The sequence below is a fragment of the Deltaproteobacteria bacterium genome (genome assembly GCA_013151235.1).
Classification (GTDB): Bacteria; CG2-30-53-67; CG2-30-53-67; order CG2-30-53-67; family CG2-30-53-67; genus JAADIO01.
Genome location: JAADIO010000002.1, coordinates 33,529 through 57,961 on the forward strand (window position 1 = coordinate 33,529; position 24,433 = coordinate 57,961).

A 24,433-nucleotide genomic window follows, 5' to 3' on the forward strand; every position below is an offset into this window, starting at 1 on the left:
TTTGCTGTTTTCAATTTATGGTGTTGTGCGGATGGACGGACCACGAATTCTAATTCCTTTCGGATATCCTTCGTACGGGATCCTTCAGGTCGGCGAAAGAGAATGAACCGGGAAGAGATGTACATGGAAGCCAAAATTCTTGTCATCGACAATGACCCCTCCATGTGTGAGATGTTGCACAAATTTCTGACGGAAGCGGGATATCGGGTCCGGTGGACGAGAAATGCAAATGCGGGATTAGCCCTCATGGTTGAGGAATCGTTTCAACTCGTTATTACCGATTTATGTATGCCGGAGAACGACGGCATGAAGGTCTTGCGTTCCATCCGGGAGAAGGAGCCCGGACTTCCGGTGGTTCTGCTCACCACCCATGCCACAATGAATACCGCTGTAGAGGCGATCAAGATCGGGGCCTATGACTATCTGACGAAGCCCTTCAACCCGGACGCCGCTGAGATCACCATTAAAAATGCTCTGACCCACAAACGTCTGGTCGATGAAAACAGGAAGTTGAAACAGCGGCTCCGCCATGTGAAGGAAGATACCCGAATCATCGGGGTCTCTTCACCAATGAAGGAGGTTTTGCGTCTTGTGGAAAAGGTAGCCCCCACCGATGCCACCGTGCTGATCCAGGGTGAGAGTGGAACGGGCAAGGGACTCATCGCCCGCAGGCTGCACCGAATGAGTCACCGGGCCGGAAAGACCTTCCTGTCCATCAATTGCAACATCTCTACCGGGATGTTGCCGAAACTCTTCGGGGATGAAAACAGTGCCTTCTCCGGGACGCTCACCACCGGAGAGAGGCTCTTCAATGCGGCGGCTGGAGGGACCCTTTTTTTTGACGAAATCGGAGATATGCCTCCGGTCATGCAGGGGAAACTGCTCCGTGCCTTGCAAAATCATGAGATGTTACCCCAGGCAGAAAGGAGATCTTTCCCCGGAAATGTCCGCATCCTGTCGTCGACCCGTAAGGACTTGAAGAGAGAGGTTGAGGCGGGACGGTTTCGGAAGGACCTGTTCTACCGGATTAATCTTTTCACCATTTCTCTGCCGTCATTGCGGGACCGGACCGATGATATCCCTCCTCTGGTGAATCATTTTCTCCGGAAATACAACCGGGAATTCGGAAAGCATGTGGAGGCGGTCTCGCCCCGGTTGATGCACTTTTTCCTGCAACACTCCTGGCCCGGAAATGTGCAGGAATTAGAGAACTATATAGAACGGGCGCTTCTAAGAACCGAGGGGAACGAATTGAAGCTCACTTCTGTGCCCGGGGAGTTTCGCCAACAATTGGAAGACGCTCAGGCAGGCAAGGCGGAGAGCATGCTGATCTTCAAAGAGGCCAAGGAGCGATTCGAACGGGATTATATTCTCACCATGCTGAAACGGCACAACGGCGTGATCTCCCGGGCAGCCCGGGAAGCAAAGATCCCCCGCCCGAACTTTTATGAGAAGCTGAAGAAATATGGAATTTCGCCGAGAAAGAATCCAATGATCAACAGTCATGCCGGCTGACTTGTCAACCTGCGTAGTGATCCCACCAATATTAATCAACGACCCCATCGCAAGTGAATGAGGTATCAATTTCTCTGTTCGGCACAAGCCTCGCAGCAAGCTGCGGAGAGTCAGGCCCGAAACGCGAAAATCTGTTGAAAATACAGGGTTCCTCATATATCATAAAAGAATCAAGCTTACAGGATAACGGTCATCAATTTCAAGGGGACTTCATGAAGACCCGGAAAAGCAGAGAGAAAGTCAAGGAAGCGGATCCTCTTCTTCAGATGGTCAGTTTTCATTTGGGGAACGAGAACTTTCTGGTCGATATTCTCCGAATCCAGGAGATTATTCGAAGGATTGAGATCTCACGGATGCCCAAAGCACCGGAGTATATCGAGGGGGTTATCAATCTGCGGGGAACCGTGATCCCGGTGCTGGATCTTCGGAAACGTTTCGGGATCCTCCTCCCGGAGAAGAACGCGGAGGAGCGGATCATTGTAATCAAAACCGAAGGAAAGCCGATGGGGATGATCGTCGATTCCGTGGCGGATGTCCTGCGGATACCGAAAGAAACCATCGACCCGGCTCCGACCGTTGACTCCGCCGTGGATGCCCAGTATATTTCGGGCGTGGCAAAGGTCAAGAAAAAACTCCTTTTCCTCCTCAACCTGGAGCCATTGCTCCGCCTCTCGGAGCAAAACATGCCTTGACAAGACCCGCTTGGTCGTCACAATATTTGCGAACAGGACCCGCTCAGATCCGGTCAAGGAGATCCTGATTCACCTTCACGGTTGTCCCCTTGCGGATCTGGTTGACCCAGGCCGCCAACAGGTTTTTCTTCTTCTCTTCCCGCAAAGATTTTTTAATCTCTTCTTTAGCCCCGGCATAGGCGGATTCGTCGGCGGGGATCTTTTTCCGAAGAAAGAGGACATACTCCCCTTGCTTCGTCTCTATCCGGTCGGCAGGGTGATCCGCCGTCAGGGCAAACGCTGCCTTCGTAAAATCGGGGGAGACGGGTGACTCCGTACGGGTAAACGGAGCCGTCGTCTTCGTTTCCACGGCCTTCGCCTGCTTCGCCGCTTCGACAAAGGGGTGTTTCCCCTTGAGAGCCTTCACCATTTCCACCGCCGCTTTCCGGACATTCTCTCGTCCCATTTCCACGGCGACCGCCGCATTCACCTTCGCCCGGACCTCTTTTAAGGCCGGAATGCGGGGCGGACGACGCTTGAGTACCTGCAGCAGGAGAAAACCCTGATCACCCCGTACTCTTCCGACGCCGTTGTCCCCGGCGGCAAAGGCCTCCTCATTAAACGCTCGGGCCAGATCCGTGGGAATCCCCGCAATCCGGTTGTCTGCACGTGAAAAATACCCCGTTTCCCGAAGGGAGTATCCCGCCTCTTCGATGGCACCCCGGAAATCTTTCCCCTTCCGGATCTCGGCGTAGAGATGCATGGCCTTCTTCCTGGCGTGATGAAGGGCTTCTATGAATTTTAATTTCGCTTCGATCCGGGGACGAACCTCTTCGAAGGATTTTGCAATCGCCGCCTTGTGATCTTCCATTTTGATGATATGGAACCCGAACTTCGACTGAACAATCCCGCTGGTCTCTCCCGGCTGCAGAGCAAAGGCGGCCTTTTCAAAGGCCTTGACCATCTGTCCCTTTGCAAAATATCCAAGATCTCCACCTCGGGAAGCACTCGAATCCTGCGAATACTTCCGGGCCAGCTCGGTAAAATCCTGTCCGGCCTTTACCTGTTTCAATATTCCCTCGATTTTTTCACGCGCCTTCTGCAAGGCTTCCCCGTCGGCATTCCGGGGAACCCGAATCAGAATATGACGGACACGGATTTTCTCCGGCTGGACATAATCTTCCTTGTTTTCCTTGTAATACCGCTTTGCCGCCCCTTCCGGGAGAGTGACTTCCCGGAAAAAATCCTGCGGTGTCAGGTAAGCATAGAGAACATTGATCTCCTCCTTCGTCCGGAAATCCTCCTGATGCTTCTCGTAATAGGCCTGCGCCGCGGCTTTCCTGATCCGCCCCTTCGGCCGATGGTCATCGGCACGAAGGAGGGCATATTCAATCACCACCTTTTCATTTTGTCTTACATAGGCCTGATGAATCTCCTTTTCCGAAACCTTTACGGTATCCCCGATAAGATCCTCAAGTTTCTGCACCTGCAACGCAGCCCGTTGACGGTTTTCAAAAATAGTGGGGGTCATCTTGAAATACTGGGAGAGGGCGGTCCGGTAGGCCCGCTTGCTGAAGGTTCCGTTTTCCTGAAAATAGGGGAGTGTCTCGATCGATCTCGCCAGCTCTTCATTGGGGATCTCAATCCCCATCCGCTGCGCCTCCTGTTGGAGAAGCCGCTGACGGATCAGGCCCTCCAGGGTCCTCTCCTTGAGGTTGAGCTTTTTCACCAGTTCGGCAGGGAGATCCTGAAACCGATCCTGCATACGCTGCAGTGCACGCTCATATTCCACGGCGGAGATCTTCTCACCGGCAACGTGGGCCACCCAGTTTTTTTCTCCCCGCTTGCCGCTCCCCCGACGGGCACTGCCAACCCCCCAGGCGTAAAAGATCGTCGCCAGAAAGGCACCGATAATGAACCACATCACTACCGACTTAATTTTATTACGCATCAGATAGAGCATCTTTTTCTTCTCCTTGTATGATAATTATCAAACTTCTTTTCACGAGTTCGTTGATTTTAATACAGGGGAAATCAATTTACAAACGAAATCTGACCGTACCATCGGAGTTTTCTCTTGAAATAATCTCATTTTTTCATTATATTTAAAATAGTTAGACTGATTCATCCCTTTGCCGGACCCACTCACAGCCAACACTTTTTTCGCGAGCATAAGGAGTCGATTCCATGATCCTGGACACGATCTTAAGCTGGGTCTCAAGCGACCTCGCGATCGACCTGGGGACCGCCAATACCCTGGTCTACGTTAAAGGCAAGGGGATCGTGCTGAACGAACCCTCCGTGGTCGCCATCCAGACCGATACCGGCAAGGTTTTAAAGGTCGGCAAGGAAGCAAAAATCATGGTGGGACGGACACCTGGCAATATCGTCGCCATCCGCCCCATGAAGGACGGCGTCATCGCCGACTTCAAATACACCGAGGCGATGCTCCGCTATTTTATCCAGAAGGTGCATAACCGCAAGTCCCTGATCCGCCCCCGGATCATCATCAGCGTCCCCTCGGGAGTCACCCAGGTGGAACGGCGTGCGGTACGGGATTCGGCCCAGTCGGCCGGTGCCCGGGAAGTCTACCTGATTGAAGAGCCGATGGCAGCGGCCATCGGGGCGGGCCTTCCCATCACGGAGGCGAACGGCAACATGGTCATCGACATCGGCGGCGGGACCACGGACATCGCCATCATTTCTTTGGCGGGGATCGTTTACAGCAAATCGGTACGGACCGGCGGCAACAAGATGGACGAAGCGATCATTCAGGCGATCAAAAAGAAATACAACCTCCTCGTGGGAGAACGAACCGCGGAAGAAATCAAGATCGAGATCGGCTCGGCCTTCCCCATCGAAGAGAACAAGAATTTGGAGGTCAAGGGACGGGACCTGGTCTCGGGGATCCCGAAGACCATTGTCATCAACGAAGAGGAGATCCGGGATGCCCTGATTGAGCCGGTCTCGCAGATTGTGGAAGGGGTCAAGGCCGCTCTGGAAAACACACCCCCGGAACTCTCGGCCGATATCGTCGACAAGGGAATCGTCCTGGCCGGAGGTGGAGCGCTTTTGCGGGGGCTCGATATCCTGCTGCGGGAAGAGACCAGTCTTCCCATCACGATTGCAGACGATCCCCTCTCTACGATTGTGCTGGGTACCGGCCAGGCTTTGAATGAAATCGAATTGTTGAAACAGATCTCTATCCGCTGATACGGCCACAGCGTCGTATGGACCCGAGGGTATGTCCACCTTATTTTCTCATTTCAGACAATCTTTGACGCTCCTGGCATTGCTTCTTCTCTCTCTCGTCCTAATGACCAGCCAGGCCGACCGGAAAGCCGGGGGGAACGATTATCTCTCCATTCTTTTCGAGGCCGTCTCCTGGGTTGAAACGGGGCTCTCTACGATCTCTTCGGGGGCCCTCGGAATCTATCAGGGATATTTTCACCTTGTGGACGTAAAGAGAGAGAATCAAGCGCTCCGGAAACGGGTGGCCCTTCTGGAAAACAGGTTGCACATCCTCCACGAAAAGGCTGTGGAGAATCAACGTCTGCGGAAGCTCCTCCATTTCCAGGAAACCCGCCCCTTCGCCCTCCTTCCCGCCGGCGTCGTGGGCAAGGATTTCAATAGCTGGTCCCGAACGCTGGTGATCAACCAGGGAAGCCGCTCCGGCGTACAAACAGGCATGGCGGTGGTCCGCCCGGAAGGGGTCGTAGGGCGGATCCTTACGACTTCGAATCATTTCTCTCTGGTGCAGCTCATTTTAGACAGCAACAGTGACATCCCCGCCATCGTCGAACGGACCCGTGCGGAAGGGATCGTCTCCGGAAAGATCCCCGATCGTTGCAGAATAAAATATCTCAACCGACTCGCGGATATCGTTGTGGGGGACCGTGTCCTCTCCTCAGGCCTGGGAGGAATCTATCCCAAAGGACTCATCATCGGCACGGTCAACTCAGTACACAAAAAGAAATACGGCCTCTTTCAGGAAGTCATCATCACCCCCGCCGTCGATTTTGCTAAAGTAGAAGAAGTCTTTGTTGTAAAAAACCGCCGCCTCTCCGAATATGACAAACTGATGAAAAGTAGACAGGAATGAAACCAATCCCTTACCTGCTCCTGATCACCCTTGCGATACCGGTCCAAATCCATCTCTTGAGTCTTCTCCCTTTCTCCTGTCCCCTGGACTTGATTCTGGTCATTACTTTCTACGCCGGCTATTTCCACGGGAAAAGCCGGGGGATGTTCATCGGCGCCTATCTCGGTCTTTTAACGGACGTTCTTTCAGGCGAACTGTTAGGGACCCAGATGTTTCTCAAAACCCTGATCGGTTATCTGGCAGCGGTCTTCGGGTTCAGTATTTTCAGCAAGAATCTCGGGGTTCATTTTCTGCTCCTTGCAATCATCTCCCTGTTAAACGGTTTTTGCAATCTTTTCCTGCTGCACCTATTCAGGGAAGGTCCGACCCTACAGGAGGCACTGATCCCTCTGATCCTTCCGGCCGCTTTCTGGAACGCGGTGATCGGCTCCCTTTATGTCTTTCTGAGCCGGCGACGGGCCGGAAACCGGCAGATTTTCGCGGAAGAGGGCCATTCGGAGTAACGACGGTCAACATACGGAGAGTCTTCCTTGAGTATCCACCCGTCACTTCCCTCCTTGCAGCTCCTGCATAGGCGGACCCGCATCGTTGCCGCCTTTCTGGCCGGCTTCTTCGTCATCCTCGTCGCCCGGGTCTGGTATCTGCAGATCCTGCAGGGACACATCTACAAAGAACGTTCCATCAGGCAGCGAACCCGTATTCAGCGAGTTTTCGCCCCACGAGGCGAGTTTTTGGACCGGGAAGGACGGATCCTCGTCGACACCCGGCCGGGCTTTAACATCACGATCACCCGGGAGGATGTGCAGGATCTCGATCAAACCCTTCAGCGCCTCTCCCGCCTGACGGGCCTTTCCCCGGAGAAGGCGAAGGAAACTCTCCGCCGGGCACGCGAGAAGGGGACGCCTGCCTTTCAGCCGATCCGTCTCCTCACGAATGTGAACTGGAAAACCGTTGCCCTGTTGGAGGCCACCCCAATGAACCTGCCGGGAATCGATATTTCCCCGGAGCCGTTGCGCAACTTCCGCTATGGCGATCTCTTCGCTCACGGCTTCGGCTATTTAGGCGAAATCAGCCGAACGGAGCTTTCTCAGCCCGCCTTCCGTAACGATCGTGTGGGGGACGAGATCGGCAAAGCCGGTCTCGAAAAGATTCTGCAACAGGAGCTGAAGGGGACCGACGGCTTCCGGCGGGTGGAGGTCAATTCCCGGGGACGAATCATCGATGAAACCGCAGGACACCCCCCCGTTCCCGGGAACCGGATCTTTTTAACCATAGACCTCGACCTCCAGCGAACCCTGGAGAAGGCCTTCGGCAACCAGGCAGGCGCCGGTGTCGTCCTCAACGTTAACAACGGAGAGATCCTCGCCATGGCCAGCCGTCCCACCTTTCGTCCGGACCTCTTCTCCGGCGGCATTCCCCGGAAAAAATGGAACGAGCTCCTCCACGACCCCCTACATCCCCTGACCAACAAAGCCATTTCGGGCCAGTACCCCCCCGGTTCGGTCTTCAAGATCGTCGTGGCCGTTGCAGCCCTGGAGGAAAAAGTCATCTCCCCCGATGAAACCATCACCTGCCGCGGCTATATCGGTTTCGGCGGACGGCATTATCGATGCTGGAAACGGGGGGGGCATGGGAAGATCGGCCTCACGCGGGCACTGATCGAGTCCTGTGACGTCTATTTCTACGAGGTCGGCGAGCGACTCGGAATCGACAAGATCGCCGAGTATGCCCGCAGCCTCGGTTTGGGGAGCCCCACGGGGATCCTCCTGGAAGGAGAACGGGCCGGGCTCATCCCGGACCGGTCCTGGAAACAGCGGGTCCGTAAGGAGCCCTGGTTCCCGGGAGAGACCTTGAGCGCCTCCATCGGCCAGGGCTATATCCTGGTCACCCCGATTCAGCTGGCCAACCTGACGGCCACGATTGCCAACGGCGGGACCCTCTATCGTCCCCAACTGGTCCGCCGGATCGAGGACTACGAGGGAAACCTCCTCGAGGTGAGGAGTCCTGAGGTTTTACATGATGTCCCCATCTCCTCCCGGACGCTCCACCTGATCACCCACGCCCTTGAAGGAGTGGTTTCGGGCAAACACGGCACCGGTCGACGGGCAAGAATTGAGGGGATACGAATTGCCGGCAAGACCGGCACGGCTCAGGTAGTGAGGATGCGTCAGGAAGAAGAACGAAAGGAGGATCTCCCCGACCGGTATCGCGACCACGCCCTCTTCGTCGCCTTCGCCCCGGTGGAGAAACCGGAGATCGCCCTGGCGATCATCGTGGAACATGGGGGGCATGGCGGCTCGGCGGCCGCCCCCATTGCCAGGAAGGTCCTCCGTGCCTATTTTAAGAAAAGCGGTCGGATAATAGAGATCGCCGGCCGTTCCACCCCCCCAGCCAAGGAGAAGAAACCGTGATGCTCGACCGAAGACTGATTACCCATTTTGATTTCGGATTTCTTTTTCTGGTCCTGCTGATCTCCCTGATCGGAGAGGGAGCTATCTACAGCGCCTCTCATTTTGCAGGCAGTCCTCCCTCCGACCTCTACCTCCGGCAGCTCTACTGGATCGGGATCGGGCTCATCCTGCTGCTGGCAACCATCTCCATCGACTACCGTTCTCTTCATCGCTATGCCTACCTGATCTATGCCGTGTCTGTCGGGCTTCTCTTGGTCGTTTCCTTCAAAGGTGCGATCGGCATGGGAGCACAACGCTGGATCGTTGTGGGCCCTCTGACACTGCAGCCCTCGGAGTTGGCCAAGATCGCATTGATCCTGGTCCTCTCCCGATATCTTTCGGACATCCAGGAACGGGGGGGCTTCACCGCCGGACATTATTTTAATCTCGCGCTGCTGATCGGTCTTCCCCTCATTCTCATCCTGCGCCAACCGGATCTGGGGACCTCTCTTATGCTTCTCTTCATTGCCGTCACCCTGCTTTTTCTCGCCGGAATGCCGGTCCGTTTCTTCACCTATGCCGGGGTGACGGTTCTGGGCGCCGTCCCTTTTCTCTGGCGCTTTCTCAAGGATTATCAGAAGCAGCGAATCCGGGTCTTTTTCAACCCGGACCTTGACCCGAGCGGAGCAGGATACCATATCATTCAATCCAAGATCGCAATCGGGTCGGGAGGGTTTCTGGGGAAAGGGATCATGCACGGCACCCAGAGTCAGCTTCGATTTCTGCCGGAGCAGCACACCGATTTCATCTTCTCCGTTATCGCAGAAGAAACCGGATTTATCGGAACCCTGATCCTGATCCTGCTTTTTGCCTACCTCATCTTCAAGGGGATCAACATCGCACTGAAAACGCAGGACCTCTTCGGGACGCTCGTGGCAACGGGGATTACAACAATGATCGCCTACTATATCCTGATCAATATCGGGATGACGTCGGGTCTCTTTCCCGTCGTCGGCGTCCCTCTTCCCTTCATCAGTTACGGAGGGTCCTCCCTGATCACACTCTTCATCGGGGTCGGTTTGATTCTGAATATCCGGATGCGTCGATTTCACGAAGGGTAAAAAGAAATGCTCCCTTTGCGGCAGGAAGCGGAGAGGAGTTAGTGAAGATTGCGTGCAATCAGGACGAGCAATGCAACAATAAGGCCGCCGTTGACAATATGTTCCCCGTTTTTCACCCACTGGCGCCCGGACCATTCCCCCGATCCGCTCTGGTAGGGGGTAAACCTGGGCCACATGGACCGGACATTCTCCTGATACCGGAGGAATTCATCGCCGAAGAGTTTATGCAGGGTCCGCTCTTCCTTGTGAATAGAGGGGATATAGAGCCAGAGGTAGAGAAAAATGAAAAAGGCAAAGGCGTAGAGGAAATATCCGGAGAGGAGACAGAACCCGACGGCAATCAGGACATTCCCCACATAAAGGGGGTTTCGCACGAAGGAGTAAGGCCCCGTTGTTGCCAGCTCCCGGTCTTTTTTCACATATCCCCCGGCCCAGAAGCGGATGGCGATTCCGGCAACGGAAAACAGAAGTCCGGCCAGAACACTTCCCGTTGAGGCCGGCCGCCCGATCACGGTTAAAACAATAAGGAAAAAAATTCCCACGATCTGCCGGATCGCATGAGGTTTTCGAATCTTCTTCATAATATAATGTAATGTCTCTTCCACAAAAGGCTCCTGAAATCGAAATTCATCCAAAAATTGATTGACCAATCCACCATTGCCGGTGGATTTGAAAAAGGGCTATTTCCCGATCTTCACGGACTCCTGAAGCAGGGGGGTAATCTTGAGTTCCGGTTTTCGGGCGGCCTGGCCCATCTCGCACTTTCCCTCAAAGACAACCCCGTCTTCGATCACGATCACCGGCGTCTGTATGTTTCCATGGAGCACGGCCGGCGCATAGAATTCCGCCCGGTCCTTGACGGTGATGTTCCCCTGGATCTTCCCCCGGGAGATCAGCCGTCCCACATCGATATTGGCATTGATCTCGGCATCCTCACCGATGATCAGGGTATCCTTGGCAATGATCTCACCCTCGACCTTCCCGTCGATCTTGACCGTCCCTTCGTAGGTCAAAACACCCTTAAACGAGGTTTCTTTGCCCAAGATCGTGTTGATATCTCCGGAAACCGAGGGGGACGGACCGCTGTTCTGACTGCCGCGATAATCGTTCCGTTTTTTGAAATTCATCATCTCTCCTTAGAGTCTTCCCTTAACCTTCAGGGATGGGTCGTTTCCCGCAGCAGGGTAATCAACCGTTCCCGTTCCTTCGACGAGGTATAGGTAATCTCGATTTTTCCCCGACCGCTGTGATCATGGATCCGAACTTTTGTTCCGAATCCCCGTCTCAGTGCTTCCTCCATGGCCCGGACATGGACGTCCGTCTTTTTTCCCGGCGCCTTTTCCTTCTTGCCGGAGAGATCCTTCCGGACTCGCTTCTCCGTCTCCCGAACGGAAAGTCCCTTGCGGATGATCTCCCGGCCCAGGGCAAGTTGCTGTGAGGCGGACGAAAGAGAAAGAAGGGCCTTAGCATGACCCGCCGTCAGTTTCGATCGGCGGAGATATCCCTTTAATTCCTCCGGGAGGGAGAGAAACCGAAGGGCATTGGCAACGGAGGAACGTTGCTTTCCCAGTTTGCGGGCGACCTCTTCCTGGGTCAGGTGAAATTCCCGCATCAGTTGATCGTAGGATTCCGCCGCTTCCATGGGGTTGAGGTTTTCCCGCTGGAGATTTTCAATCAGGGCAAGTTCCAGGGAGTCCTGTTCCGAAACCTTTCGTATGAGCGCCGGAATCCGGACGATCCCCGCCTGCTGTGCGGCACGCCACCTCCGTTCTCCGGCAATGAGTTCAAAATCCCGCCCCCGCTGCCGCACCAGAACCGGCTGAATCACTCCCCGGTTTCGCACGGATCGAACCAGGTCGGCCATCCCTTCATCTGTAAATTCTTTGCGCGGTTGATGCGGATTGGGAAGAATACTCGCCACGGGGAGCTCCCTCACTCCCTCCTCTTCCGTCCCCTGTTGCATGACCGGGATCGGCTTATCCGGAATAAGGGCCGACAACCCTTTGCCCAATACTTTTCTCGACATGATGAATCACTTCCTTTGCAAGACTGAGATAACTTTGCGCCCCCCGGGAGCGGACATCATAAAGCAAAACCGGCATCCCGTGACTCGGGGACTCTCCAAGCCGTACATTCCGGGGGATCACCGTTTCAAAAACCAGCCCTTCAAAATGCCCCCGGACCTCCTCGGCTACCTGTAGGGAAAGGTTGTTCCGAACGTCAAACATGGTCAGCAGGATCCCCTCGATGGAGAGGTGCGGGTTCAGGTTCTCCCGGACCCGTTGAATCGTCCCCAAAAGATGGGAGAGCCCCTCTAATGCATAGTATTCACACTGAAGAGGAACGATGACCCCATCCGATGCCGTCAGTGCATTCAGTGTAAGAAGCCCCAGGGAGGGGGGACAATCGATGAGGATAAAGTCATATTGACTGCGGAGCCCGTTCAGGACCTCCTTAAGGAGAAATTCCCGGTTCTCCAGATTGACCAGCTCAACTTCGGCACCGGCCAGGGCCATGGAAGAGGGGATCAGGGCCACTCCATCGATTGCCGTGGAAAGGGAAAGCTCCCCCGGATCCCCGCCCTGAAAAAGATCGTAAACGCTCCCGGCAACGGATGTCCGGTCAACGCCGAATCCGCTGGTGCCGTTTCCCTGCGGATCAATGTCCACGAGCAGAACCTTCTTTTCCGCCACGCCTAAAGAGGCGGCAAGATTGACTGCCGTCGTCGTCTTGCCCACTCCTCCCTTTTGATTGGCAATGGAGAGGATCATGCAGAGAACTCCATCTCGACCGGCACATAAAAACTTCGGTCAAATATTATAACACATTGATTTTAATAGGAAATTTATATTTGCTCCTTGGCGTACATCTCGCAATGTTTTTCCTTACGATATCACAGAACTCCTTTCAGGAAAAGGAAAAAGGGGACCCTTTCGAATCCGACGATTTCAACAAGCTTTGCTCCAAATCCGGATAGATGCTGAAAATGTTCCACGTGGAACATTTGGATTATTTTTTGATCTTTTCAACAATCACAACGTTTCGGGTGTGGTGAAGAAAGGGGACCTTCAGGGGGGCAACCTCCCCCACACGGAGCCCGAGACACAGAAGTCCTTTTTCGATCCTTCGCAGCTCCTCATTCACACTTCTCGATTTTTGAAACAGATAGATCCCGTCTTTCCGGAGCAAGTGAGCCGTCCAGTGACAAACCTTGTCGATACTTGAAACCGCCCGACAGAGGATCCGGTCGAAGCCGGCCTCGATCCCTTTCCCATATTCATCCGCCCGCATCGTGGCCACTTCGGCCCCTTTCAGGGAGAGGGTGCGGATCATGTGTCGGAGAAAAACGGAACGTTTCTGCGATGCGTCGAGGAGAACCAGCCGCAGGGCCGGCTCCACGATCTTGAGGGGAAGACCCGGCAACCCGGCGCCGCTTCCTACATCCAGGACGGAAAGACCGGGAGTAATCCGGCCGGTCTGAAAGAGGGAAAGGGAATCGAGAAAGTGATGGATTTCAATATCTTCCCGTTTCCGGTGTCCCGTGAGATTGATCCTACGCGACCAGTCCATTAACTCCCGGGTATAGATCTCAAAAAGTTCTTTTTCGACGGCCCCGAGGGTTAAGCCGAGGGCTTCGGCCCCTTCAAGGAGTATTCCTTGTTTTTCAGCCAATTCAACTTCTCCCGCCGCCGTATTTTTTCAAATAGATCCGGATAATCGACAGGGCCGCCGGTGTTACACCGGAGATACGGCCGGCCTGCCCAATCGATGCAGGACGGATCCGTTCCAGCTTTTCCACCACCTCCAGCGAAAGCCCGGGAAGCCGACTGTAGTCGATCTCCTCTGGAATCCTGACCTCCTCCATTTTGCGATATCTTTTTACCTGCTCCGTCTGCCGCTGGATGAAACCATCATATTTCGCCTCAATCTCACAGATCCTCCTTACCTCCCGGTCCAGGTCCGGTCTGGATTGATCCAGGCCGGCCGTTTTGTCGTAGTCAAGTTCGGGACGCTTGATTAGACGAAAAAGGGAAGTCTTGTTGTGCAAAGGAGCGCTCGCTACCGAGGCAAGGCGCTCGTTAACCTCGGCCGAGGGGAAGAAAAAGGTCGTTCGTAATCGCTTCATTTCTCCTTCGATCTTCTCCTTCTTTTCGCAAAAGGCCTCATAATCCCCCCGGGAGATGAGACCTACCTGGTACCCTTTCTCCCGTAATCGAAGATCGGCATTGTCCTGACGCAACAAAAGTCGATATTCCGCCCGGGAGGTAAACATCCGGTAAGGCTCTTCCGTTCCCAGTGTAACCAGGTCGTCAATCAGGACCCCGATATAGGCCTCTGAGCGGTTCAGAACAAGGGGCGGACGTCCACGGATCTTTTGGGCAGCATTTATCCCGGCCATCAGCCCTTGAGCCGCTGCTTCTTCATAACCGGAGGTCCCGTTGATCTGCCCCGCGTGGTAAAGTCCGGCGATCAACTTCGTTTCCAGCGTCGGGAAAAGCTGAAGGGGGGAGACATAATCATACTCCACGGCATAGCCCGGTCGCATGATCCTTGCACGGGAAAGCCCGGGGATGGACTGAACCAGCTCTTTCTGGACATCGAAAGGTAGGCTGGTGGAAATCCCGTTGGCGTAGACCTCCTCCGTATCGAGTCCCTCCGGTTCAAGAAAGACCTGATGCCGGTCCTTTTCAGGAAACCGGACCACCTTGTCCTCTATGGAGGGGCAGTACCGCGGTCCCACCCCCTGAATCCGGCCGCTGTAAAGAGGCGACCGGTCAAGGTTTTTCATAATGATTTCATGGGTCCGATGGTCGGTATAGGTGATATGGCAGGGAACTTGTTCCCGCCGGATCGACGGGGTGGAAAAAGAGAACGGCTGCGGATCCGGATCCCCATACTGCGGGAGCAAACCTGAAAAATCGATGCTCGGCCCATGAAGTCTCGGCGGGGTCCCCGTTTTCAGACGACCGATGGTAAATCCCAGGGATCTCAAATCATCCGCAAGCGCTACGGCAGGGGGTTCCCCTGCCCTTCCGCCCGGAAAGCTGGAAACTCCTACGTGAATCAATCCCTTGAGAAAGGTTCCCGTCGTGACGATCACTGCCTTCGCTCCGTAATGATAACCGAGATCATTCTCCACACCGAAGACCTTCCGGTTCCGGATCAACAGTCTCTTTACCGTCCCCTGCTGCACAACAAGGCCGGGCTGATTCTCCACGATCGATTTCATTCGCAGCCGATACCCCTGTTTGTCGGCCTGCGCCCTTGGGGCCTGAACGGCCGGCCCTTTACGGGTGTTGAGCATTCGGAACTGGATCCCCGTTGCGTCGATGACACGCCCCATTTCACCACCCAGGGCATCGATCTCGCGAACCAGATGCCCCTTGGCCAATCCTCCGATGGCGGGATTGCAGGACATCAGGGCGATATGGTCAAGGTGAAGGGTCAAAAGGAGGGTGGAACAACCGAGCCGGGCGGCCGAGAGAGCGGCCTCACAGCCGGCATGCCCAGCGCCGATTACGATAATGTCGAACTGCTCATCCGTTGTCACGGCATCTCCTGCACAATTTTTATTCAACGGAAATGTTCCACGTGGAACATTCTATTTTCCAACACAAAAGGAACTGAATATCCGGTCGAGGATATCCTCCGTCACCACCTCCCCGGTAATCCGGCCGACAGCATCAAGAGCCTCCCGAAGGTCAAGACTCAAAAACTCTTCGGACATCCCCTCGTGCAGGTGCCGGATTACACGCATCAAGGCCTCCCGTGCCTCTTTCAGTGCATGAAGATGTCGGGTCTGCGTGACGATGACCGATTCGCTGAACGCCTTCTTTCCTTCAAGAATCAGGTCTTTTAATCGGACCTTCAGTTCTTTGATTCCATCCGCGTGCAACAAACAGGTATGGATCATAATTTTTGGTGAGATCTCTTTTATTAGTTCTCCAAAGAACTGATTTCCCCTGTTTTCATCCGGCACAAGATCTTTTTTATTAAAGATCAGGACCACATCCTTTCCACGGGTCAGTCGGACAATCTCCCGGTCTTCTTCATCGGGACGACGGGAAAGATCAAAAAGAAGGAGGATCAGGTCCGCACGTTCAATAGCCTCCCGGCTTCTCCGGATTCCCTCTCTTTCCACGGGGTCTTCAGATTGCCGGAAACCCGCGGTATCGAGAAAACAGAAGGGAATTCCCTCGATATTCACAGTTGATTCAATCACATCCCGGGTCGTGCCCGGAAAAGGGGTCACAATGGCCCTATCTTCCTTGAGAAGTCGATTCAGAAGGCTTGACTTTCCGACATTGGCCTTCCCTATAATCGCAGTCATGAGCCCCTCCTCGATCACTTTCCCCTCCCGTCCGGTATCGATGAGGCTCCCGAGATTCTTCAAGAGACTATTTATCTTTCCTTCAAATGCCACGGAATCAATCGGGTCGTTCTCCTCTTCTGCAAAATCGATGGAGACCTCCGTCTCCGCCAAAAGTTCAATCAGTGACTCTTTCACCTTCTGCAGACAAAGCGATAATTCTCCATTTAACTGCTGCAGGGCAACCCGCAGAGCCGTCTCATTCTTTGCGGAAACAAGAGACATGACCGATTCGGCCTGGGCCAGGTCGATCCGTCCGTTCAAAAAGGCCCGCTTTGTGAATTCTCCAGGCTCCGCCGGCCTTGCACCAAGCGAGAGCAACAACTCCATGATCCTGCGGATGACCACAACTCCGGAATGACAGTTAATCTCTACGACATCCTCACAGGTGTAGGTCTTCGGCGCCCGCATAACCGTCAGGAGGACCTCGTCCAGGACCGTCCGGGTCTCCGGATCGATGACCTTCCCGTAACGGATCGTATATCCCCGGCTTTTCCGCAAGGCCCGTCCCGAGCTGTCCACAAAGATCTTCTGCGCCAGGGGAAGTGCCTGAGATCCACTGATCCGGATAATTCCGATCCCCCCCGGTCCGGGCGGAGTGGAGATGGAACAGATGGTATCCTGATTCAACGGATTTTCTTTCATGATTTTTCACCCAAGAGAAAAAAGAGGCGAGGAATATCCCCGCCTCTTCCGGTGAATGCACTCTTCATCCGACCGATTCCTCTGAATTTTATTAGTGATACCGTTTAGTTACGGACTGTTCAGGTCTGCCTATTTCGGCAAGACGATCACCTTCTTCAGTACCCCATCCCCCCGACTGACCGTCTTTACTTCCTCATCATTTTGCAGGGTGATATGGATGATCCGCCGATCCTGGGACGACAAGGGAGCGGTTGAGAAGGGTTTCTGGCTCTTAATGACCTTGTTCCGGGCCTCCAGTGCGATGGCTTGAAGTTTTTTCTCCCTTCGGATCTTATATTCCTCAATATCCACAATAATCCCGGCCCGGGATTTGGTTGTCTTGCTGTACATGAGGTTTACCAGATATTGTATTGCGTCCAGGGTCTGCCCCCCTTTACCGATCAGAATACCGGAATCCTTGCCGACGACGTTCATATGGACCCGTTCGTCTCGAATACGGGACTCGATCATCCCTTCCATCTTCATTCGATCGATCAGGCCGGACAGAATCTCCTGTGCCAATTCCAAATCAACCTCAGCCTTTTCTTTTATCTCTTTCATCGGGGATTCCGATGGAACGGTTGGTTGTTTTTCCAGCGGAGGCTCGGTCCGTACTTCAACTAACGGATCTCCGACAGATTGAATCACGTTTTTCCCGGCCCCTTTCATGGTCACCCGAATTTTGGCCAAACGCGAACCGAATCCTAAAAATCCTGTCTTTCCGTCATCCAGTACCTTGATCTCCACTTCCTCCCGATTTGCACCCAGCGTACGCAGAGCATTCGTAGTGGCTTCCTCAAGGGTGCGGGCTTCCATCTCCACGGATTTTTCCATATTTTCAAACCTCCGAAACCGATCAGTCAACCACATCAAAAAAATTATGCCGGAACCGGTTTTTTCTGTTGATTGATATAGAGTTGCTGTGCAATGGTCAGTACGTTGTTTATCAGCCAATAAAGAACCAGCCCCGACGGAAAATTCAAAAACATAAAGGTAAAGATTACCGGCATATATTGAAACAATTTGGCCTGCTTCGGATCCATGGTGCTGGGCGTCATCTTCTGCTGTAAAAACATGGTAACGCCCATCAATAATGGAAGGGGCCCAACAGCAAAGTGTCCGACATGTCCAAAAAGAGTATCCGCCGCAGAAAGATCATGAATATAAAGAAAGGGTGCCTGCCGCAATTCAATGGCATTGAGCAACACATTGTACAGTGCAAAAAAAACAGGGATCTGAATCACGAGAGGAAGACATCCGGAGGCCGGGTTGACCTTATATTTTTTGTAAAGCCCCATGATCTCCCGATTCATTACCTGAGGATCTTTTTTGTACTTTTCCCGTATGGCGCTGATCTCCGGCTGAAGCCGCTGCATCTCCTGCATCGACTTCTGCTGCTTATGCGTCAGGGGAGCAAAGATTAACTTGATAAAACTGGTCAGAAGAATAATTGCCACACCGTAATTGCCGACCACCCCATAGATCCCTTTGAGGATAAAAAACATCGGTTTCGCCAGAAAACCAAAGAAACCAAAATTAATGACCTTCACCAGTCCGTCTTTTTTAAGAATCTTATACTCCTTCGGACCGGCATAAAAATTGTAAGAAAGGATCTTCCCCCGTCCGATAATGCCAATCACATAAGAAATGCCTCCCTTTTGTTTAAAAGATTCCATTACGGCCATATCCGCAGGCTTTTTGGGAAGAAGGGCCGTTAAAAAATATTTTTCTTCAAAGGCCGCCCAGGGAATCTCTCCGGAAAGATTTTTTCTTTCTTTCATATTCTTGAATTTTATCCGCTCCACTTTTCCGGACCGTTGAAGGACCGGTCCTACGTGATTATAGCGTCCCCCCGGTGCTTTTTCGTCCTGTTTTTGAAAATAAGATCCTACAAGAAGTTGTATACTTCGGGATTGATCTTGAGTAATTTCAAGTCCCACCCGATAATCATCTCGATGAAAAATAAATCTCTTCTCAAGCCATCCTCCATTCGGATTTTTGTAGGTCATCTTCAATGTGGCACTTTCCTCTTCGGAATTTAGTGTAATCTCCCGCCTGGAGGGAGCAAAATCAGCATTCAGAATTTTTCCATCCAGGAAAATTTGAAGCGGATAAAAACCCATGCTGTCATGAATCAGATGAATCGGATTTCCCTTCTTGTCATGGTAAGCTTTGATAATGATTTCCTTGATCACTGCATTTTTTGTGGAAATAAAATAGGTTGCAAGGTTGGTATCCACACGCACGGTTTTTTCCGGAAGTTGAGAAGTTCCGGAGAAAAAGTTTTTCTCCGATGACTTCAGAGGATTTTTCTCTACTTCCTCTCTTTTGTTCCCTTTCGGAATCACAGTAAACTTCTCTGCAGGTTTTGATAAAGCCTGAGATTGTACACTTTTATCTTCAATCCTGTCCATTGTAGGAAAGAGATATTGATATCCGAAGAGTACGATAAGAGAGAGAGCAAAGGCCAATAATGCCCTTTTTTCCATAATTTCTCCTGATAACGGAATCATTCTGAACAAAGAAGGAGTGAAAAAATCAACTCAGAGGATCATAACCACCGGCATGGAAGGGATGACAACGAAGAATCCGGGAAACTCCGAGACGCCACCCCTTCAACATGCCATATTTCCTGATCGCTTGAGCAGTGTATTCCGAGCAGGTGGGAAAATAACGACAATGATTCATCGTAAGGGGGGAAATCCATTTCTGATAAAATCGGATAAATCCGATATTAATTTTCTTCAATCCTTCCATTCCATTTACCAATTACCAAAAAACAAGGCCGGATTCTTACGACACCTTGCTCCTTTTAATCAGAGCCTTACATTCCAAAAGAATCTCCCGGTAGGATGAATGGACAATTGCTTTTCGTGCAACAATGACCCGATCAAAAATATCCTGATTTTGCCGGAGGTGACACCGTACCACTTCCTTCAATCTCCGTTTAACCCGATTTCGAAAAACCGCATTTCCGATCTTCTTGGATACGGCGATGCCGTATCGGCTGATTTTTCCTCCCCGATCACAGGTATAAACAATCATGTTCTTCCCGACCTTTTTATCACCCTCCCTGTATACCTCCCGATATTCCCAATGTTTTCGGATCCATTGATCTTTTTCTTTCATGATATTGTCGGAGAATCTATACTCCGATTCGTTTCCGGCCTTTTGCACGTCGGCGTTGAATAATTGCTCTGCCGCTTCTGGTCTTCATTCGAGTGAGAAACCCGTGTGTTTTCTTCTTTTTCCGGTTATTCGGTTTGAATGTAATCGACATCATTATCTCCTTTAATCCATTGGAATGAGAGAGTATATTCCCTGTCTTTTTTGATGTCAAGAATAAAAGGTTTATAAATCGGGGGAGGACAAGAGATTGTGCCTATGGGGGTCATTGTGGAGTACTCCTGCTTTTATTAAATATTTTAAAATAATATAGTAGCAGTAGTAGTGTTGAAGAATTTCGTGTAATACGTATCTAATGTGTTGATATCTAAAGTATTTTGTCTGGGGGAATCTTGTGAGCGATTTCTTCACTTGTCCACGGGTATTCTTTTTTAAATATAAATCCACATTTTTTTCACATCTTCAATAACATCTTTCTCACAGAAGAATGAAGTAATCATGAATAATTTTAATGAAGAAAATTGAAAAAACATCTTGCCATCAAAAAAACCATTTGTTATGTTGAGAACCTATCTCTCAATTCAGAGGCGTCGGATTTGGACCGAAAAATTAATCAGCCCGGCAGAATGGTTCTGAAGATATGCGGGAACCTGCAAAATCTGTTGAATAGATGCCCTCTATTTCATGTAACTATTTCAATATAAACAAGAAATACTTTTTTCCACAGTTGTGGAAAAGTCTGTTGATAACGAGGAAAAACAGGACAATTCCGATCGACCGGAGGACCTCTCTCAAGAGGGTTTTATTATGAATACGTGGGAAGAAATCACTGAAATTTTGAGCACACGTCTGACTAAACAGAGTTTTGACAACTGGTTCAAATCAACAAAACTCTTCAGTGAAAATGAAAACGAAATTCAGATTGCCGTACCGAACAAATTTTTAAAAGACTGGATTGAGACCCACTATTCCGATTTGCTGAACGATGTTATCGAGAACCTTGATTTTCAAAAGAATCTTTCCTTCCGGGTGGATCATAAATTTCAGGATAAAGAACCATTGCAAGATCCGGTACTCCCGGAGATGCCTTCTCCGAAAACCTCCGTTTCTTTAGAAGAACATGTACCTGCCGGAAAGGGAATTTCTTTTTTGAACGAACGGTTTACCTTTGAAAATTTTGTTGTGGGACCAAGTAATCAATTTGCACATGCTGCTGCACGGGCCGTTGGAGAAGTCCTTTATAAGGCCTATAATCCACTCTTTATCTATGGTGGTGTCGGACTTGGAAAGACCCACCTCATGCATGCTATCGGACATCACGTGCATTCCGTCAACAAGCAGGTCCGTATATGTTTTGTCAGTACGGAACATTTCATGAATGAAATGATTAGCTGCATCCGATATGACCGGATGGCCCATTTTCGTCAAAAATACAGAAACATGGATGTACTTATGGTCGATGACATCCAGTTTCTTTCCGACAAAGAACGAACCCAGGAGGAGTTTTTTCATACCTTCAACGCCCTTTACGATGCCAGAAAACAGTTAGTCTTTTCCAGCGACCGCTATCCCAAAGAAATTCCCAACCTGGAGGAGAGGCTTCGTTCCCGTTTTGAGTGGGGTCTTCTTGCGGATATTCAGCCGCCGGATCTGGAGACCAAGGTAGCCATACTCCGGAAAAAGGCGGAGATTGACGGAATCCACCTTCCCGATGATGTGAGTCTGTTTCTGGCGAAGAAGATTCGCTCCAACGTCCGTGAGTTGGAAGGTTCACTGATCAAATTAGGTGCGGTTGCTTCACTCACCTCCCGGGATATCTCCGTAGGCCTGGCCCAGGAAGTTCTCAAAGATTTTCTGAATGAAAAGGAAAAAATCGTTTCCATTGCCCTGATACAGCGTTTTGTCGTCGAACATTACAAGGTAAAAATTGCAGACCTTAAATCCAAAAAGCGGAACCAGTCGATTGTCCTGCCCCGGCAGGTGGCCATGTACCTCTGCCGAAACCTGACGGACAGTTCCCTGCCGGAAATCGGCAAGAATTTCGGAGGAAAAGATCATACCACGGTGATTCATGCCTGTAAAAACATTGATACAAAGATCAAAACCAATCCGGAATTAGCGAACACTATCCAGCAACTGAAAGACAGGGTCCTCTCCAATTGATCATGAGGTTTTGAATATGAAATTCACGATTGAAAAAACGGACCTCCTTTCCGGCCTTCAGAAGATTCAAGGGGTGGTTCAGGCGAGAAGTACCATGCCGATTCTTTCCAATGTCCGCATGGAGGTGGGGAAAGATCAAATCCGGCTCTTTGCGACGGACCTGGAAATCGGACTTCAGGACAGTGTGACGGCAAAAGTGGAAGAGGAAGGCAAGATTACCGTCTCCGCAAAGAAACTCTATGAAATTGCCCGGGAATCCCGGGAAGGATCCCTCCGGATTGAAACAGAAGAATCCCGGGAGATCATAATCCGTACCGGCAAGTCGAGCTTCAAGCTTCGCTGTCTTTCGGCAGATGAGTTCCCTTCCTTTCCGGAGATTAAGGAAACAAACCGGATCCGGATCCCGACAGCGGTTTTATCGGAAATGATTAAAAAAACGGTCTTTGCCGTCTCCTCCGACCTGACGCGTCCGGCATTGAATGGTGCCCTGATTCACTTTCCCGGTGCCGGGCAATCGGACATTGAGATGGTCGCGACCGACGGCCACCGGCTGGCACAGGTCATCCGCGAACTCAAGATATCAAATACCCCCAAAGAGCAGAAGGTGATCGTTCCCAAAAAGACACTTTTCGAGTTGAGGAAACATCTGGATGAAGGGGAACCCGGAGAAATCGAGATTGTTCTGTCGGACAAACATATCCTCTTCCAGGAGGGATCCTATATCCTTCTCTCCCGTTTGATTGATGGGCGCTTTCCCAATTATGAGGAAGTAATCCCCCGGGAACATCCCCGGAGCGTCTCTTTGGACCGAGAACTTCTTCAGGGAGCGGTACGCAGGGTCTCGATCCTCTCCGATGAAAAAACACATGCCATCAAACTGAACTTCAGAAAAGGAGAACTACAGATCTCCTCCAGTAATCCCGAGATGGGAGAAGCCGATGAAGTTCTGACCACGGACTATTCCGGCGAAGAAACCTCCTTCGGTTTCAATGTCCGTTATATGCAGGATATTACTTCGGCCCTTTCCGGTGAAGAGGTACGTATTCATTTTCTGGATGCTGCCAGTCCCGCCCGTATAGAAGATCCCGGCGATGCCGGTTTTGTCGGCGTGATCATGCCGATGCGTGTCTGACCTTTTCCATGAAAATACGGCAACTTTCCCTGAAGCATTTCCGGAATGTGAATTCCTGTCTCCTGTTGCCGGATGGGGGTGTCAACATCCTCTTCGGGGAGAACGGCCAGGGGAAGACCAATCTCTTGGAGGCGATTTATTTCCTCTCCCACCTGGGGAGCTTTCGACCGGGTTCACAGAAGGATCTGGTCCTGCAGGGGAGGCTCTGGGGTCAGGTGCAGGGGGCTGTGGAAGACCGGGGCGTATTTAAAGAAATTCTTTTAACGATAGGGGAAAAGGAGAAAGGCATCCGGGTGAACGGAAAACCGGTGTCCCGGGGGGTTGATTATTATGGTACCTTGGATGTTATCCTCTTTTCTCCGGAAACCCTGACGCTCGTCAAGGGGGGGCCGGAAGGGCGAAGACGGTTTCTGGATCGTGCAATCTCCCGCCTCGACCGGCGCTATCTTTACGACCTCAAGAAATATCGCAAAATTCTTCACCAACGCAACGGACTTCTTCGCCTCATCCGGGATGGAAGAGTTTCCCGTGTGGAGTTGCCGGCCTGGAATGAACAACTGGCCCGGACGGGAAGCAGTATCCTTCTGGGACGGTATCGCTTCCTGAGGGAATATGAGATCTGTGCGACCGGAATTTTTCAACAGCTTGTCCACAAGGGGAGCAAACTTCGCATTCTCTACCATTCCACGTTGATGCAAAAGGGAAAAGCAATCAATGACGGACAGGCGGAACTACAGGAAAAATTCATGGCCGGAATGGACATCGTTGCGGACCGGGAGGTTCGGTGCGGATCGACCCGGATCGGGCCCCACCTGGACGACCTGATTCTTGAGGTCGATGGCCGGCCGGCGAAAACCTTTGCCTCCCAGGGAGAAAGTCGAATGCTGACCCTGGCCTTGACCTTGAGTGAGGCACTCTTTCATTCTGAAAAAAAGGGGACCGCCCCCGTTTTACTCCTGGATGACGTGACCTCCGAACTCGACCGGGTCCATCGCCGGCGTTTGAGCGGCTTTCTTCGGCAAATGGGGCAGGTTTTCCTGACCACGACGGACCGGGACCTCCATCGGAAAATAGAGGTTTCCTCGACCGGTTTTCTCGTGGAAAAAGGTGAGATTGCTCTTGTAAAAAAGGGACGGAAATTGTAAGATAGTCCGTTGAT

23 protein-coding genes are annotated in these 24,433 nt (G+C 51.9%); 10 read left to right on the plus strand and 13 right to left on the minus strand.

Annotated elements, in window-relative coordinates; all coding sequences use genetic code 11:
* The first annotated feature begins 123 nt into the window (after window positions 1-123).
* Both GXP58_00325 and GXP58_00330 read left to right on the plus strand, forming a co-directional pair.
* Complete coding sequence (locus GXP58_00325; protein ID NOY52051.1) at window positions 124-1,515, plus strand: sigma-54-dependent Fis family transcriptional regulator; 1,392 nt, start codon at window positions 124-126, stop codon at window positions 1,513-1,515.
* Between the two features lie 212 nt (window positions 1,516-1,727).
* Window positions 1,728-2,207, plus strand: a complete 480-nt coding sequence (locus GXP58_00330) for a chemotaxis protein CheW (GenBank protein NOY52052.1) — start codon at window positions 1,728-1,730, stop codon at window positions 2,205-2,207.
* A gap of 43 nt (window positions 2,208-2,250) precedes the next feature.
* On the opposite strand, the gene GXP58_00335 is transcribed toward GXP58_00330, so the two are convergent.
* On the minus strand, window positions 2,251-4,149 hold the full coding sequence (locus GXP58_00335; GenBank protein NOY52053.1) for a hypothetical protein: 1,899 nt from the start codon (window positions 4,147-4,149) through the stop codon (window positions 2,251-2,253).
* Window positions 4,150-4,373: 224 nt separating this feature from the next.
* On the opposite strand from GXP58_00335, the gene GXP58_00340 reads away from it, so the two are divergent.
* Genes GXP58_00340 through rodA form a run of 5 tightly spaced genes read left to right on the plus strand, consistent with a single transcriptional unit; the run spans window position 4,374 to window position 9,799 of the window.
* Window positions 4,374-5,399, plus strand: a complete 1,026-nt coding sequence (locus GXP58_00340) for a rod shape-determining protein (GenBank protein NOY52054.1) — start codon at window positions 4,374-4,376, stop codon at window positions 5,397-5,399.
* A gap of 31 nt (window positions 5,400-5,430) precedes the next feature.
* Window positions 5,431-6,288 carry a rod shape-determining protein MreC gene (gene mreC / locus GXP58_00345; GenBank protein NOY52055.1) on the plus strand — a complete coding sequence of 286 codons (858 nt, stop codon included), beginning with the start codon at window positions 5,431-5,433 and terminating at the stop codon, window positions 6,286-6,288.
* Window positions 6,285-6,791 carry a rod shape-determining protein MreD gene (gene mreD / locus GXP58_00350; protein ID NOY52056.1) on the plus strand — a complete coding sequence of 169 codons (507 nt, stop codon included), beginning with the start codon at window positions 6,285-6,287 and terminating at the stop codon, window positions 6,789-6,791. The genes mreC and mreD overlap by 4 nt, the downstream gene beginning before the upstream one ends.
* 27 nt (window positions 6,792-6,818) lie before the next feature.
* Window positions 6,819-8,699, plus strand: a complete 1,881-nt coding sequence (mrdA, locus tag GXP58_00355) for a penicillin-binding protein 2 (protein NOY52057.1) — start codon at window positions 6,819-6,821, stop codon at window positions 8,697-8,699.
* Window positions 8,699-9,799 (plus strand): rod shape-determining protein RodA, encoded by a 1,101-nt coding sequence (gene rodA / locus GXP58_00360; GenBank protein ID NOY52058.1) that lies wholly within the window; start codon window positions 8,699-8,701, stop codon window positions 9,797-9,799. Before mrdA ends, rodA begins: the two co-directional genes overlap by 1 nt.
* 38 nt (window positions 9,800-9,837) lie before the next feature.
* Here the strand turns inward: rodA and GXP58_00365 are convergent, their stop codons facing one another.
* The 12 genes from GXP58_00365 to rpmH all read right to left on the minus strand — a co-directional run bounded on the left by GXP58_00365 (window position 9,838) and on the right by rpmH (window position 20,133).
* Complete coding sequence (locus tag GXP58_00365) at window positions 9,838-10,404, minus strand: isoprenylcysteine carboxylmethyltransferase family protein (protein ID NOY52059.1); 567 nt, start codon at window positions 10,402-10,404, stop codon at window positions 9,838-9,840.
* Window positions 10,405-10,479: 75 nt separating this feature from the next.
* The gene (locus GXP58_00370; protein NOY52060.1) at window positions 10,480-10,926 is read right to left on the minus strand and encodes a polymer-forming cytoskeletal protein; all 447 of its coding nucleotides are present in this window, start codon (window positions 10,924-10,926) and stop codon (window positions 10,480-10,482) included.
* 29 nt (window positions 10,927-10,955) lie between these two features.
* Complete coding sequence (locus tag GXP58_00375) at window positions 10,956-11,825, minus strand: ParB/RepB/Spo0J family partition protein (GenBank protein ID NOY52061.1); 870 nt, start codon at window positions 11,823-11,825, stop codon at window positions 10,956-10,958.
* Window positions 11,776-12,570 carry a ParA family protein gene (locus GXP58_00380; protein NOY52062.1) on the minus strand — a complete coding sequence of 265 codons (795 nt, stop codon included), beginning with the start codon at window positions 12,568-12,570 and terminating at the stop codon, window positions 11,776-11,778. The genes GXP58_00375 and GXP58_00380 overlap by 50 nt, the downstream gene beginning before the upstream one ends.
* A gap of 238 nt (window positions 12,571-12,808) precedes the next feature.
* Window positions 12,809-13,471, minus strand: a complete 663-nt coding sequence (gene rsmG / locus GXP58_00385) for a 16S rRNA (guanine(527)-N(7))-methyltransferase RsmG (GenBank protein NOY52063.1) — start codon at window positions 13,469-13,471, stop codon at window positions 12,809-12,811.
* Between the two features lies 1 nt (window position 13,472).
* On the minus strand, window positions 13,473-15,350 hold the full coding sequence (gene mnmG, locus GXP58_00390; GenBank protein ID NOY52064.1) for a tRNA uridine-5-carboxymethylaminomethyl(34) synthesis enzyme MnmG: 1,878 nt from the start codon (window positions 15,348-15,350) through the stop codon (window positions 13,473-13,475).
* A gap of 51 nt (window positions 15,351-15,401) precedes the next feature.
* Window positions 15,402-16,814 carry a tRNA uridine-5-carboxymethylaminomethyl(34) synthesis GTPase MnmE gene (mnmE, locus tag GXP58_00395; protein ID NOY52065.1) on the minus strand — a complete coding sequence of 471 codons (1,413 nt, stop codon included), beginning with the start codon at window positions 16,812-16,814 and terminating at the stop codon, window positions 15,402-15,404.
* Between the two features lie 129 nt (window positions 16,815-16,943).
* Window positions 16,944-17,687 (minus strand): KH domain-containing protein, encoded by a 744-nt coding sequence (locus tag GXP58_00400; GenBank protein ID NOY52066.1) that lies wholly within the window; start codon window positions 17,685-17,687, stop codon window positions 16,944-16,946.
* A 44-nt stretch (window positions 17,688-17,731) separates the two neighbouring features.
* Window positions 17,732-19,342 carry a membrane protein insertase YidC gene (gene yidC, locus GXP58_00405; GenBank protein ID NOY52067.1) on the minus strand — a complete coding sequence of 537 codons (1,611 nt, stop codon included), beginning with the start codon at window positions 19,340-19,342 and terminating at the stop codon, window positions 17,732-17,734.
* Window positions 19,343-19,391: 49 nt separating this feature from the next.
* Window positions 19,392-19,601, minus strand: a complete 210-nt coding sequence (yidD, locus tag GXP58_00410) for a membrane protein insertion efficiency factor YidD (protein ID NOY52068.1) — start codon at window positions 19,599-19,601, stop codon at window positions 19,392-19,394.
* A 45-nt stretch (window positions 19,602-19,646) separates the two neighbouring features.
* Window positions 19,647-19,982: a ribonuclease P protein component gene (rnpA, locus tag GXP58_00415; protein ID NOY52069.1), complete on the minus strand. Its 336-nt coding sequence runs from the start codon at window positions 19,980-19,982 to the stop codon at window positions 19,647-19,649.
* 16 nt (window positions 19,983-19,998) lie between these two features.
* A complete protein-coding gene (gene rpmH / locus GXP58_00420) occupies window positions 19,999-20,133 on the minus strand; it encodes a 50S ribosomal protein L34 (protein ID NOY52070.1) in 135 nt (44 codons plus the stop codon).
* A gap of 653 nt (window positions 20,134-20,786) precedes the next feature.
* On the opposite strand from rpmH, the gene dnaA reads away from it, so the two are divergent.
* Genes dnaA through GXP58_00435 form a run of 3 tightly spaced genes read left to right on the plus strand, consistent with a single transcriptional unit; the run spans window position 20,787 to window position 24,419 of the window.
* Window positions 20,787-22,142 (plus strand): chromosomal replication initiator protein DnaA, encoded by a 1,356-nt coding sequence (gene dnaA / locus GXP58_00425; protein NOY52071.1) that lies wholly within the window; start codon window positions 20,787-20,789, stop codon window positions 22,140-22,142.
* 16 nt (window positions 22,143-22,158) lie between these two features.
* Window positions 22,159-23,274 carry a DNA polymerase III subunit beta gene (gene dnaN / locus GXP58_00430; protein ID NOY52072.1) on the plus strand — a complete coding sequence of 372 codons (1,116 nt, stop codon included), beginning with the start codon at window positions 22,159-22,161 and terminating at the stop codon, window positions 23,272-23,274.
* Between the two features lie 8 nt (window positions 23,275-23,282).
* A complete protein-coding gene (locus GXP58_00435) occupies window positions 23,283-24,419 on the plus strand; it encodes a DNA replication/repair protein RecF (protein NOY52073.1) in 1,137 nt (378 codons plus the stop codon).
* Window positions 24,420-24,433 lie beyond the last annotated feature (14 nt).